The organism is Marinoscillum sp. (assembly GCF_965229915.1).
In the GTDB taxonomy this organism is placed as follows: Bacteria; Bacteroidota; Bacteroidia; order Cytophagales; family Cyclobacteriaceae; genus Marinoscillum.
On the sequence record NZ_CBDDJZ010000001.1, the window covers coordinates 1,082,055 to 1,095,380 of the forward strand.

A 13,326-nucleotide genomic window follows, 5' to 3' on the forward strand; every position below is an offset into this window, starting at 1 on the left:
TCTTGATTTAGTGATAGCCATTACTATTGCGCTCGTCATCATTTTCAACTCTGGCTTTAAACTCTTTTAATTGATTCTCGAGTTTCATAGCGTATTCCAGAGCTGTTTTCATCATTTCTTCCTGGGCAGCCATCTTCTCTTTAAGAAGACCCATATCGGAGGAAAATTGTTTGATTTTTGACTCATACTCCTCCTTGAGACGCTCTTTCTCCAACTGAGCTTTTTTCAGCTCTTCCTTAAAAATCATGAATGCTTCTGGTGGACGACTCATAAAAACGTTGTCTTAACTATTAATTAAGCTGTTCTATGAAATTGTTTAGATTTTTTTTTCAAAGAGGACGAATAGACGACATACCCCCGTCCAAATGGAGCACCTGACCTGTCATCCAACTGGTAGCTCCAGATAGCAAATAAGCTGCTGCGTCCGCCATTTCTCCGGCAGTCCCGACTCGTTTCAAAGGGTGACGATCTTCTGAGGCTTTTCGCTTGTCGTCACTAGATAACAAACTGGAGGCCATGGGTGTATCTGTGAGGCTCGGCGCAATGGCGTTGACACGGATGCCCTGCCTCGCAAACTCTGCAGCCAGTGATCTCGTGACACCCTCAATAGCACCTTTGGCGGCTGCCACACTGGTATGAAAACTCATTCCTTGTGACACTGCCACCGTGCTAAAAAAGACAATGGAGGCAGATTCAGATTTTTTGAGACTTTTCAGGCTTGCTTTTACAGCATTCAATGCTCCTACCACATTGATCCGATAATCTTCCAGATAGTCCTGTGGTTTTAAACTCTGAAACGGTTTTAAGTTGATAGAGCCCGGACAGTACACCAATCCATCCAATTGCTCTGGCAGCCCTTCGATGGATTGGAAGTCTTCAGTCACGTCAAGTGAAATGTTCGCAACACCATCAGCTTCTGATCTGGAAGCATTGATGACATTGGCTCCTGATGATTTGAGTTTAGAAACAAGAGCCTTACCTATCCCGCTGGTTCCGCCAACCACCAGTATGTTCTTTCCTTCAAACTCCATGAGTTACTCTATTTTAAATCTGTCTTTGAATTGATGTAATTCAAAAATTCGGTTTTAACACTCTGTTCCTTGAATTTACCATCAAAAAAAGCCGTACCTGTCATGCTGTTGGTATCATTCACACCTCTGGATGATACACACATGTGGGTGGCGTCCAACACAACAGCCACATCTCTGGTCTGAAGTACTTCTTTCAGCTCATTGGCAATCTGCACAGTGAGACGCTCCTGTACCTGCGGCCTTTTAGAATAGTACTGAACGATCCGATTGATCTTAGACAAACCAATCACCTTGCCACTAGAGAAATATGCCACATGGGCCTTACCATAGATGGGTACAAAATGATGCTCGCAGTGCGAATAGAATGTAATATCCTTTTCGACCAGCATTTGATCATAGTTGTACTTGTTCTCAAAAAGCCGGGCTTTGGGCTTATTCTTAGGATTCAATCCGCTGAACACCTCCTGTACATACATTTTGGCCACACGCTTTGGTGTGCCTTGCAGGCTATCATCTGTCAGGTCTAATCCCAATATTTCCATGATCTCTTTGAAATGTTTTGAGATCAATTCGATCTTCAGATCATCATCCTTGGCAAAAGCATCTGGTCTTAAAGGGGTTTCATCAGAAGAACCTACGTGATCTTCTTCAAACTCATCTTCCATATCTTGCAAATTAAGCGGGGTATTCAACATAGTTTCTCTCTGTTTCGTATAAAGTCACTTTCATTTCTAATCGCTCATCAATTTTTGGTCTCAAGATATTGTAGATGACTACCGCAATATTTTCAGCCGTTGGGTTGAGCTCTTTAAACTCGTCTGTATCTAAATTCAAATTCTTGTGATCAAACCTGATCAATACTTCATTCTTGATCAGATCACTTAATTCCTTCATGTCGTACACATAACCTGTGTCAGGATCTGGCTCGCCTACCAATTTGACAATTAGCTCATAATTATGGCCGTGCCAATTGGGGTTGTTACATTTCCCGAAAACCTCATCATTTTTCTGTTCAGACCACTTAGGGTTATTAAGACGATGGGCAGCGTTAAAGTGTTCCTTGCGAAATACAGCTATCTTCATGAATTAGTGCTTTTGGCAAAATAGTAACATTCTGACCACATTTTTTCTCTCAAACATAAAGCAAAATCTATTTGTTTAACTTTTATTGAGATAAATTAAACATTTAATGCGGGATGTGATCGTAATCGGTAGCGGAATGGGTGCTCTCACTGCTGCAGCTATGCTGACCAAACGGGGAATGAAGCCACTTATCATAGAGCAAAACTGGCAACCTGGCGGCTGCACTTCTTCGTTTTGGCGCAAGGGCTATGTATTTGAAGCTGGTGCAACCACACTGGTGGGATTAGATGCTCATATGCCGCTTAGGTATTTGCTGGATTCGACCGGAATAGAAATTCCTTCAAGAAAATTGGAGCTACCCATGCAGGTACATATTGATGACAAGGTAATCAACAGGTATCAAGACCTAGAGAAATGGAAAAAAGAAGCAGGCAAACACTTCACTGGTAATCAGGAGAAATTCTGGCAGGTTGCCTATGGGTTAAGTCAGTTTGTGTGGAAGGCCTCTACTCGATACCAACATTTCCCACCTAAGACCTGGCAGGACTGGCTGAATCTCGCAAAAAAAGCCAATCCTATGGATGTACTGGACGCCCGATTTGCCTTTAAGTCCACTCAGGACATAGTGGATCGTTCAGGTATAAATGACTCGTTGTTCAAGCGATTTGTAGATGAACAGCTTTTGATCACTGCTCAAAATCGTGCAGAAGAAGTCAATCATCTATTTGGTGCTGCGGCACTTTGCTATACCAATTATGGCAATCATTACATAGATGGTGGCTTGATCAATCTGGTGAAACCCATTATCAACTACATCACCGATAATGGCGGGGAAATCATCTACAGAGATGGCGTACAGCACATCATCAAAGAAAAAGATACCTATCAGGTTATTACAAAAAACAGTCGGTTCAAAAGTAAATACCTCATCTCTGGCATTCCCATCAACAATCTGCAATCCATAAGCTCCAATGTCATTAGAAAACCAATTCATCAGAAACTACTCACTTCAGAAAAGCTCTACAGTGCCTTTCAGATGGGAGTTGCCTTTAGGCCACATCGTAATTATGAAAGTCTGCACCATCAGATTCATCTAAATGCGCCGTTATCCGAGACTGGCAGTCACAGCATTTTCTTGAGCTTAAGCCACCCTGAAGACACCACAAGATCTGAAGATGGATGCATGGTGGCGTCTATTAGTACACACATTCCCGACCCTAAAAACACCATCGTTGACTCAGCGAAAGTGGAAGCAGCTATTTTGAACATCTTGCAAGAGCGAGACCTCATTCGAACAAACCAAGTGGTATTTCAGCATAGTAGCGGTCCTAAGTCATGGAGTAAATGGACTGGTCGTGCTTTTGGTTTTGTAGGCGGCTATCCACAGTACTTAAAAACCAAACCCTGGCAGATGATCGAAGCTCGTCTCGATATGGACAAAGCCTATCAATGTGGAGATACAGCATACCCCGGGCAGGGCATTCCCGGCGCAACATTGAGTGGGTTGATTGCCGCTCAAAAATTAGTCTCTGACTGGTTATAATTCAATTTTTTCTACCAAAATCAACATACCTGTGCGTGGTATATAATTATACTATTCCTTTATTTAATTGCATTATTGTATTGCAGTATCAGATGAATTACCTATATTTATCGATGAAACCACTAATTAAATAGATAAGAATATGGGATGGATACAGTCGATCTTCTCTCTTAACAAGGAGAAAGAATATGTGACCAAACTTGCATTGATTGGTGAAGCCCACAATGCATTTGACCCGGAAGAGCTACAAATACTCATGCGGGAACTTAACTACACACCTTCAGCTAAACAGCACAGTGAGGCAGATGTAGAAAGCTTCAAACTCAAGCTACCAGAATCTTCGAAAGATCGGTTTTCGATCATTTACTACCTGGTGAGCAGCTTTATGAAGAATGGTGCACTGTCAGAAAAGAAAGAATCGCTGATTAGAAAACTTATTTCTGGCCTTGAACTCTCTAGAGAAAAAGCCGCTGAATTGGTGTCATTTTTAAAAATGAACATCAGAAATGGGCTGTCAGAAGAAGACTCCTTCAGCAGATTAGGCTATCTGTTGGAGCGCGCTAAATATGCTTAAACCTGCCTAAGGCCGTGGAATAGTCTCCACGGTCTTTCCCATTCTCCCACCCTCAACTTCTATTTCGAAAGAAAAATCCCACATTGTTTGAATTCTTCACACAGGCCTGTTGTTTTGTAGGCTAAATTTGAACAATGGAAATTCCACAAATCAAAGAAAAACTCAACCAGTACCAAGCCCAAGGTAAGAAGCTGTTTACCACTAGCTCTTTTCAAACCCACAGCTTGGTGATGCTTCATATTATCAGCCGTATCGACCGAAGTATTCCTATCTATTTTTTAAATACAGGATATCACTTTCCCGAAACGGTGGCTTTTAAGGATCAAATAGCCGAAGAGTTTGGCTTGAATGTGATTGAAACCAAATCATCCATGCCGCGCTTTATGCAGCGAGATCAGGATGGCAAACTCTTGTTTACTTCTGACCCCGATCATTGCTGCTACATCAACAAAACAGCACCTACAGAAGAGCTTCTAAAGACTTATGACGTATGGATCAATGGTGTTCGTGGCGACCAAAGTGCTATTAGGAAAGCCATGCAGGTAGAACAAGACGCTCCTCACGGAACCATCCGGTTTCACCCGATGCTCGACTGGAGCATGAAGAGTATCTTTGGCTATATCAAGGAGCACAACCTACCCCGACACCCACTGGACGCAAAAGGATATATGAGTATAGGGTGCGAACCATGCACACGCAAAATGGATCCAGAAATGCAAGAACGCGAAGCGCGTTGGTATGGACTCAACAAAGTGGAATGTGGTCTTCATACCGATCTCGTAAAGAAGTAGACAACCCTCACCCAGTAAATTTAACTGTTAACGAATTCTATCCATGAACATACTTATCACCGGTGGAGCCGGTTACCTCGGAACTGAACTCATCAAACGTCTTTCTCAGAATCCTGAGGTGAAACAAATCAAAATTTATGACAACCTAAGCAGGGACAATTTTGCCTTATTCACAGGACATAAATATCAAAACCACGAGAACATCTCATTCATCCAAGGAGAATTACTAGACTCTAGAAAGCTCAAAAAAGCGCTAGAAGATGTGGATGTGGTTTATCACCTGGCAGCCAAGGTAACGACCCCCTTTGCCAATACAGACCCTCATTTCTTTGAGCAGGTGAATCACTGGGGTACGGCCGAGCTGGTATATGCCGCAGAAGAAAGTAATGTGAAACACTTCATTTACAGTAGCAGTATTGGGGTATATGGCTCCAGCAGTACGGAGATCAATGAAGAGACTGTACCCAACCCTCGAACATTTTATGCCATTTCCAAATTCAGAGGCGAAGAGCATGTGAGCCGGTTGCAATCAAAAATGAAAATGCACATCATTCGATGTGGCAACATCTACGGCTACAGTCGAAGCATGCGGTTTGACTCGGTGATCAATAAGTTTGTCTTTGAAAGCAACTTCAATAATCGGATTACCATCCACGGCGATGGCAAACAAAGCCGCGCCTTCATCCACATCGACCACATCACAGATGTATTCAATCAACTATTGTCTTCTGAAGCTCCATCGGGTATTTACAATCTTGTGGGTACCAACTTCAGTATATTGGATATTGTAGACGTGATGAAGGAGGTCAATCCAACACTCGAATTCATCTTTATTAATCAGCACTTGAAGCTCAGAAACATCCTGGTGAGCCCAGAACTAAAACTGGCGCAATACGTGGATATCAAGGATAAGATTTCTTTCAAAAATCAGATAGCAGATTTTCACAACAAGTTTTCATTCTGATAGCTGAAGGTTGTACACAACCCTAGAGTCTAGGATTATACCTGGATCGAAAGAGACATTTTTCTGAATGCGATCATCGCCAATGGTGATGATCGCAATACGTGCGTCTACTTGATCATCGGCCGCAAATTGCTTGTAGGTCCGGCCCACAGCATATCCTCCTCGAAATTCAGCAAATAGTCGTCCGACCAGTTGATACCGGCCGAAAACACATAGATCGATACTTTTTCTCTCAAAATAATCACCTCCAAAGCTGGCTTCTCCCATTTGATAAGAAGTGATCAGACCAAACTGGCTTAACCCTACCGCCAGCCGCTCATTCACTTGATAGTTCAGCTTGGCATAAATTGGCACCAGCCCAATAAAACTTAGTTTGTCACTGATCTTCCAATCAGCATAAATCAGCGGAACGAACATTGGTCCAAACAGGTCTCTATTGGCCATCAGCCCAAAACGCATCAGCAATTGATCACTAAACTTGTTTTCATACATCCCGATTCCGCCAAGTTGGAAGTGTCTCGAGTCGATTTGGTGCAAATCCGACATCAATCGAGGAACAAACAATACCTGCATTGCTTGTTTACTGTTGAACCGCTGGACCAATCCAGTTTGAAGAATGAATTGGTGCAGCCCCACTGACGAAGTAGAAGGTGAAGAAAAGCTCACAAACGAACCCTGATAGGTTAAATCGTTGTACCAGATGGCGCGATCATTCAATACTATGGGTAATTTCACATTAGCAAAAGCCACATCCTCTACCGCTTCTCCAGTGCCGTCGGACAGGTCTGTGGGTAATCCTCTGCGATATGACAAGGTCAGCAGATCAATACTAGATTGGCTGTAAACGCAGGCCGATATCGCCATAAAAACTAAAAATGTCGGGTATCGAATCAACGCATTAAGAAGATTTTTCCAGCCTGTTTGCGCACTTTCCCTGATCTGGCAGTGAAGGTAACTTCATAGTAATAAACTCCCTGAGGAGCGTTCTGACCATTGAATTTACCATCCCAAAAGGCACTTAGCTTATCCGACTGGTAAACAATAACTCCGTTGCGGTCCTGCACTTTTAAGTCCATACTTTCAATATTCTGAAAAGCTGGTCTAAAACTCTCGTTAACTCCATCATTATTGGGTGTAAATGCCGTTGGCACTGTAAAGTTGTACCCCTGCGCTATCACCAATGTATCCGTTTTGGACAATCGACAACCCACTTCATTTTCTACAGTAAGTGTCAGTGCATACTTACCTGGCGTGGTATAGGTAACTGAGGTGTTTTGATCTTCGGATGCTCGCGTATCACCAAAATCCCAAAACCACTGCACGATGGCTTCTCCAAGCGATTCATCTGTCAGTGTAATGGGGAAATCAATAGCAAATTCATCCGTTTCAATGCTAAACTCTGCCTCGAGCTCGTATTCATTGTCAATAGTAATGAGCGTATCAAACGTACATCCCACATTATCCTGCACACTGACCAAATACTGTCTTCCTGCCAGATTAAAGAAGTTATTCACGGAACCATACGCCGCAGTGTCAAATGAATACCTGTAAGGGAAAGTACCTCCTGTTCCCTGGAAGCTAATAGCTCCATTCTGGGTGTTGGGGCAGAGGTTGTTTTCAATAGAAATAACCTCCAAACCTAGAGGTACTGGTGTAGTGATGACGATATCGTCGGATACGGTCTCACAGAAATTAGTATCAGTCGCCATCAGGTAATAAGTACCCGCAGGAACACCGATCAAATCCTCCTCTTTGGAATATGGCAGACCGTCTTTGAACCACTGCAATTTATACGGCAATGTTCCTCCCCTGACCGTCGCATTCAGTTCAGAATCATATGGAGTAGCACAAATATTATCGGCAGACTCTACTTCTATCACGAAAGGATCCGGCTGCTCCACTTCCACCGTGCGACTTATACTACAGTCTTCCGCATCGGTGACGATGATTTCATAAAAAGCAGCTTCCAATCCAGTGGCAAATGAGGCCGTTACATCAAAAGGTTCATCATCTTTCAACCACTCATATGTATAGGAACCATATCCACCTGTCACCTGTACAGCCACAGATCCATCGGTCTCCTGGTAGCAACTAACATCCTTTACTTCAATTATCAAACTTAACTCCTCAGGGTTTTCAATAAGAAACGTTTCAGATTTGATACAACCATATTGATCCTCCACAAACAACTCATATTCCCCATGCCCAATACCGGTTAAATCTTCATTGTTCTGAGAAAAAAGAGAGCCATTTTTCTCCCAATACACCTCATAATCCAGGTCAGGTTCACCAGTGATGGCTATGGTCACATCGATACTTCCATCTAAAGCATCCCTGCAGGTAATCTTGTCAACAATTCCCTCAATAGTAAAATCAGATGGTGGGTCCGACACTATCACTTCTGTGGTATCAATAGCACAGTTGAAGCGATCTGATACAATGAGTTGATAGGTATTTGCTGAAAGGTTTGAGATGTTCTGCTCGGTACTGAAGAGCTGGTCATTTAGCAACCATTTCACCGTATAAGGTGCATTTCCATTGGCAATGGACAAGCTAATGGCTCCATCGGAACCACCCACACAAGACGAGTTGGTGACAGTAGGTGTGGCAATGATCGGTAGTGGGTTATCTATAAAGATGGTCGTATCCACCTCACAGCCTCCAGCATCACTTAATGTAATGTCATAACGGCCTGCAGAGAGGTTGGATCGGCTCAAATTAGTACCAGTAAGTGTGGCAGATTGGTTCTTTACCCATACCGCACTGAAGCTTCCATATCCTCCGCTGGGGTCTAAAATAATTTCCCCATCACTGAAGTCATTGCATGTTACTCCTGTTACTAGTGGATTGAAATAGACCTGTTCGGGGTCTTGCAAATCATAAGTAGCTATGCGAACACATCCATTGGCATCCGTCACCTCTACTTTATATTGGGCTGAATCAAGTCCAGAAATCGTCCCTCCAGAAGAAGACAGCTCCGTATCATTTCGGTACCACTTATAGGAATAAGTAGAAGGATGGCCTGCGTCGGCTGTGATGACCACTTCCAGTTCACCATCATTCTCATCTACGCAAGTGATGTCAGTAGCTTCTAGATCAATACTATAGGCCGTGGCTGGCTCAGTGACTGTGTAGGTATTGGTGTAAATGGGTGAGCAAGAATTCGCATCTTCGATGGAAACAAAATATGTCCCTGGACCAAGATCTGTAATGGTGTCATTGGTGCTGATGGATGCTCCCGATGCATCATTTTCTTTCCAAAGGATGGTGTAAGGCGCTGTACCTCCGGCAATATCCAATGCGATGCTTCCATCTTCATCACCTTTGCACTGTATGTTGGTAACGGCTGAGGTGGTGCTGACAGCATCCGGTGCATCGATGACGATGGTGGTGTCTTTGGTGCAGCCAAGTGAATCTGAAACGACTACTCGATAGGTAGCATCTGGTAAGTTGTCGTACTCCGTTTCATCATTGAGCAATCCTTGGATAGTACCATCTTTGTACCATCGGATGGTGTACCCATCATTGGTTCCGAGATAGCCACCGACTGGATTTACCACTATTCTACCATCCGTATAACCGTCGCAGGTATTGTCCGTCACGGTCGGGTTCACCCGGAGCTGAGGATACTCCTCTACCTCAAAGGTGGCTGTCTGCTGACAACCATAAGTATCATTAGTAGTAAGCACATAAGTGCCTGGTTCCAAACCTGTTAGGTCAATCACATCAGATGCATAGGCTACTCCGTCTTTGGTCCATTCTATACTGGTTGGGTTGGGATGTTTGGTCGCTGTGATGTCTCTATTGATAGTCACGTCAATTGCTCCACTTCCTTCTCCATTGCAAATGACCGGAGTAACCTCTCCGCTAAGTGAATAAGCACTGGCAGGTTGGGTGATGGTGTAATTGACAGTAGCAGCAGTGCAAGAATTGTCATCAGTCACAGTAACAGCGTAAGTCCCTGCTGCTAAGTCTGACAAATCCTCCGTATTAGCAAATTGAGTACCTGAACCATCCTTTTCCCAATAATAAATGTAGGTATCGTCTGACTGTGGTGTTCCTCCCGTTACTATGATGTCAATTGATCCAGTGGATTCGCCTCTACAAGCCACATTCACCTTGGACGCTACTGTGATTTCAATTTCATCAGGTATTTCCACATTGAACGTACGAGTGACTGTACATCCCTTGGAATCTTCTACTTCCAATGTATAGTCCGCATTTTCTTCTATGTTTTCAAGCTTTCCATCAGTAGCCACTTCTGTAGTAAGAGCACCACCATCTTTTGTCCATGTATACGTATAGCCTCCATTGCCTCCGGTGACAGAAGCATCGATCTCCGAAGCAGTGGAAGACAAACTCAAGGGACAATTGAATACGGGAGCAGACCCCAATATCTCTAGTTGGGCAGGTTCGCTGATATCAAAAGTCAGCTCTCGATAGCAACCAGAATTAGCTGTTACCTCAATACGGTAAGATCCTTCAGGGAGGTCATCTTTCTCGAATACCCCAGTTGCTATTACTTCATCAGAATCTACATCCTTCCAAATAATATTATCGTCCTCCACTACGGGATCAGTATCTAGAGAAGTATCAAATTCAAAAGCATATTGTCCATTATCAGCTCCATTGCAGGTTACATCTGCTCTACTTACTTCTGAAAGTGCCCATTGCTTGGCTGGTTGAGTCACTGTGACATTGGCAGCATCCACTGGACAATTGGACTCATCCTGAATCCAAATGTCATAGGTTGCTGCAGCTAAACCAGTAATATTTATCTGATTATTTCCGTCACTATTCCATGGGTATGAAGTTCCACCATCGGAACTAGCACGATAACTACCAGACCCTCCTGAAACCGTCAACAATATGGATCCGTCACTATCTCCTTTACATACGACAGGAGTCATTTCAGCATCATCCACTTGTGGCGCATCAGGTTCGGTGAGCTCTACTTCTATTTCTCTTTCACATCCAGTGGCTCCTTCTGCCACGATCGTATATGTTCCTGGACCGAGACCTTTAAAAGTAAGTGTATCAGCAGGTTTTCTGCCTGTTTTCCTCTTACTTACGATCTCTGGGTCAGAAGTTGAGGCTCCATCATAAATCCTTAGCTCAAATGGGTCTTCGTCATTATCGGAGTCTGTATCCACGCGAACAATGATTTGGCCGTCTTGTTCTGCCGAGCAAGAAACATTCGTTAATCCGTTTTGCTCCAAATTAAATCCACTGAAAATAGTGAACTGCTGCGATCCCGTACATCCATTTTTATCAGTAATCACCACCGTGTATGTACCGGAGTCCAGATTGGTTATTGTTCCCTGATTTTCCAAAGCCGTTAACTCTGCTTCATCATCGATTACATCTCCATCATACCATTTCTGTTCATAATTAAATGATCCTGCAGTTCCTGCACTAAATGGTGTTCCTCCAGAAATTGTCAAAATGGTGATTTGTCCACCTGCGTTGTTACAGTTAGCATTGATGGTGTCATAGGTGATGGAAATACTATTGGGTGCGGTAAGGGTAAACTCAGCTGTTGATGCTACACACCCTCTATCATCTTGAACAAACGCCTTGTAGGTTCCTGCGGAGAGTGAAGTAAATGCTCCACCATTGTCGGAATAGCCACCTGTATAGTTGGGGCTCGTCTGTCCAGTACCAGATGCCAAACCAAATTGATAACCTCCAGCTCCCCCAGTAGCAGATACTTGAACCTCGCCTGCTGCATCTCCATTACAAAGATTTTGTGCTGTGACAGACTTACTAGCTACCAATGCAGAAGTAGACCCTCCAACAGTTATATCCTTTTCTCTGGTTTCTGTTGGCTTATCTCTTCTGGTCACAACTACTGTGTAATCGCCATCTTCTAAAAACTGATAAATATCTGGAGTTTGAACACCTACCTGACCGGTGCCCTCTGACACATCGCTTGCATTGAAGACTTCCCAGTCAAAGGTAAGTCCCGAGGTGGTTCCAGACATGGTAATATCTATAGAGCCGTCTCCTGCATCGAAGCAAGTTTCGTCTACAGCAGTAAGACTAAAGTTCCAATTTTGAGCAGTAGCAACCAGACCACTCAGCAAAATCAACGTACCTAGTAAAAATCTCTTCATCCTCTCTTCGCAGTTAGTATGGTAATGGACATTTGAGCCTTTTTGCAGACCGTGGTGTTGCATTAGGATCTGTCGGGTCAAAAAGGAATGTCAATGATATTTCGTGTATCCCACCTGGATCAGTAGGAGTATTCAATGGCATGTCAAAACTATAGCCAATAGACAAATCAAACTTGCTGATGCCGACAACCCAGGAGACCGCTGAGTACTCACCCTCTGTCAGTGGATTAGGAATGCCCCGGTAAAACGCCCCCAACAAAATGGGCTCCAGCTGAACCAAAGCACCTGCATCCAATTGGGAAAAACCACCCTGTGACATGTAGTTGACAGTTGGCATAATGGTCTTTTTCATTTTGGTCTTGCGAGTATGCTTACCCAAAAAGAAGGTATATCCCGCATGCGCTGAATATCTCACAGGCAGAATAGCCTCTCCACCCTGCACGAAGGAGACATTATTCTGAAGCATGTTGTGCATCGCGTAGCCTGCCCACCAACGCTCACCATAAATAACTACCCCTGCAGCCACATCAAAAAAGCTGATTTGGTTATCAACAGCTAGCGGCTCAGCGGATCCACTACCAGTCACATTTCCATTGGCATCAATCTGATCCGAGAACAAAAACCTGCTGAAATCTACTCCCTGACGAGTGTAAGAGCCCTGCAGAGCAGGTTTTACGGTGATGTCTTTGTTGATTGAAAAATCGTAACTCACAGGCAAAGCGATGGACTGTGAACTGAAGCCACTGTATTGATCCCTATCAGAAACAAACAGCAGCCCACCACTGATGTATAGGTCTTTGACATAATAGTCTCCAAAAGCTGAGAAGGACTCGTACTGGGATTCGTCCGTGGTGCCCTGTTTGCGATAGTTGGTCCCAATTCGCGCTGCACCAGATGCTCCGGTAAATGCAGGATTGAGATACAATGGCGCCTGATAGTATTGGGTGAACCGGATGTCCTGAGCATCCACCTGGATCACCAGTAATATCAGCACAGCTACAAGAAGGTGGTGTCGCATGTTGGCTTAGGTTAGTTGGAATCTCAAATTACTAACAGTCAGCATGTTTACAAACATTCTTTTGTGAACATCAATATTTAACTTGTGACGATTAATAATCCTTGTAAATTTTCAAATTAATTAGCAGATATTCACTACCTAAATTAAGGTATTAATGCTGCATTTAGTCTCGCTCACTCCAGATTGTGAGTGCATGATTCCTAATA

11 protein-coding genes are annotated in these 13,326 nt (G+C 43.6%); 4 read left to right on the plus strand and 7 right to left on the minus strand.

The window, feature by feature from the left end:
* Nucleotides 1–7 precede the first annotated feature (7 nt).
* The 4 genes from ACO067_RS04760 to ACO067_RS04775 are packed head-to-tail and all read right to left on the minus strand — an operon-like array spanning nt 8 to nt 2,114.
* Nucleotides 8–271: a hypothetical protein gene (locus tag ACO067_RS04760; protein ID WP_421871344.1), complete on the minus strand. Its 264-nt coding sequence runs from the start codon at nt 269–271 to the stop codon at nt 8–10.
* Nucleotides 272–329: 58 nt separating this feature from the next.
* Entirely contained in the window at nt 330–1,031 is a 702-nt protein-coding gene (locus tag ACO067_RS04765) for an SDR family NAD(P)-dependent oxidoreductase (protein ID WP_421871346.1), read from the minus strand.
* An 8-nt stretch (nt 1,032–1,039) separates the two neighbouring features.
* A complete protein-coding gene (folE, locus tag ACO067_RS04770; protein WP_421871348.1) occupies nt 1,040–1,696 on the minus strand; it encodes a GTP cyclohydrolase I FolE in 657 nt (218 codons plus the stop codon).
* Nucleotides 1,697–1,706: 10 nt separating this feature from the next.
* Nucleotides 1,707–2,114 carry a 6-pyruvoyl trahydropterin synthase family protein gene (locus ACO067_RS04775; RefSeq protein ID WP_421871350.1) on the minus strand — a complete coding sequence of 136 codons (408 nt, stop codon included), beginning with the start codon at nt 2,112–2,114 and terminating at the stop codon, nt 1,707–1,709.
* Nucleotides 2,115–2,220: 106 nt separating this feature from the next.
* On the opposite strand from ACO067_RS04775, the gene ACO067_RS04780 reads away from it, so the two are divergent.
* The 4 genes from ACO067_RS04780 (at nt 2,221) to ACO067_RS04795 (ending at nt 5,986) form a co-directional block, all read left to right on the plus strand.
* Complete coding sequence (locus tag ACO067_RS04780) at nt 2,221–3,657, plus strand: phytoene desaturase family protein (protein WP_421871352.1); 1,437 nt, start codon at nt 2,221–2,223, stop codon at nt 3,655–3,657.
* 142 nt (nt 3,658–3,799) lie between these two features.
* The gene (locus tag ACO067_RS04785; RefSeq protein WP_421871354.1) at nt 3,800–4,231 is read left to right on the plus strand and encodes a hypothetical protein; all 432 of its coding nucleotides are present in this window, start codon (nt 3,800–3,802) and stop codon (nt 4,229–4,231) included.
* A gap of 134 nt (nt 4,232–4,365) precedes the next feature.
* Nucleotides 4,366–5,022 (plus strand): phosphoadenylyl-sulfate reductase, encoded by a 657-nt coding sequence (locus ACO067_RS04790; protein ID WP_421871356.1) that lies wholly within the window; start codon nt 4,366–4,368, stop codon nt 5,020–5,022.
* 43 nt (nt 5,023–5,065) lie between these two features.
* Entirely contained in the window at nt 5,066–5,986 is a 921-nt protein-coding gene (locus ACO067_RS04795) for an NAD-dependent epimerase/dehydratase family protein (protein ID WP_421871357.1), read from the plus strand.
* Here the strand turns inward: ACO067_RS04795 and ACO067_RS04800 are convergent.
* From ACO067_RS04800 to ACO067_RS04810, 3 genes are all read right to left on the minus strand, one after another.
* Entirely contained in the window at nt 5,978–6,799 is an 822-nt protein-coding gene (locus tag ACO067_RS04800; RefSeq protein WP_421871359.1) for a DUF6268 family outer membrane beta-barrel protein, read from the minus strand. The two genes, ACO067_RS04795 and ACO067_RS04800, sit on opposite strands and share 9 nt — an antisense overlap.
* 77 nt (nt 6,800–6,876) lie before the next feature.
* On the minus strand, nt 6,877–12,102 hold the full coding sequence (locus ACO067_RS04805) for a gliding motility-associated C-terminal domain-containing protein (RefSeq protein ID WP_421871361.1): 5,226 nt from the start codon (nt 12,100–12,102) through the stop codon (nt 6,877–6,879).
* A 13-nt stretch (nt 12,103–12,115) separates the two neighbouring features.
* Nucleotides 12,116–13,120 carry a PorP/SprF family type IX secretion system membrane protein gene (locus ACO067_RS04810; RefSeq protein WP_421871364.1) on the minus strand — a complete coding sequence of 335 codons (1,005 nt, stop codon included), beginning with the start codon at nt 13,118–13,120 and terminating at the stop codon, nt 12,116–12,118.
* Nucleotides 13,121–13,326 lie beyond the last annotated feature (206 nt).

What these genes read in the sequence shown, in the direction of transcription:
- ACO067_RS04790 (WP_421871356.1), top strand. Translation starts at nt 4,366, where the DNA reads ATGGAAATTCCACAAATCAAAGAAAAACTCAACCAGTACCAAGCCCAA.
- ACO067_RS04760 (WP_421871344.1), bottom strand. Translation starts at nt 271, where the DNA reads ATGAGTCGTCCACCAGAAGCATTCATGATTTTTAAGGAAGAGCTGAAA.
- ACO067_RS04765 (WP_421871346.1), bottom strand. Translation starts at nt 1,031, where the DNA reads ATGGAGTTTGAAGGAAAGAACATACTGGTGGTTGGCGGAACCAGCGGG.
- ACO067_RS04810 (WP_421871364.1), bottom strand. Translation starts at nt 13,120, where the DNA reads ATGCGACACCACCTTCTTGTAGCTGTGCTGATATTACTGGTGATCCAG.
- folE (WP_421871348.1), bottom strand. Translation starts at nt 1,696, where the DNA reads ATGGAAGATGAGTTTGAAGAAGATCACGTAGGTTCTTCTGATGAAACC.
- ACO067_RS04785 (WP_421871354.1), top strand. Translation starts at nt 3,800, where the DNA reads ATGGGATGGATACAGTCGATCTTCTCTCTTAACAAGGAGAAAGAATAT.
- ACO067_RS04795 (WP_421871357.1), top strand. Translation starts at nt 5,066, where the DNA reads ATGAACATACTTATCACCGGTGGAGCCGGTTACCTCGGAACTGAACTC.
- ACO067_RS04780 (WP_421871352.1), top strand. Translation starts at nt 2,221, where the DNA reads ATGCGGGATGTGATCGTAATCGGTAGCGGAATGGGTGCTCTCACTGCT.
- ACO067_RS04805 (WP_421871361.1), bottom strand. Translation starts at nt 12,102, where the DNA reads ATGAAGAGATTTTTACTAGGTACGTTGATTTTGCTGAGTGGTCTGGTT.
- ACO067_RS04775 (WP_421871350.1), bottom strand. Translation starts at nt 2,114, where the DNA reads ATGAAGATAGCTGTATTTCGCAAGGAACACTTTAACGCTGCCCATCGT.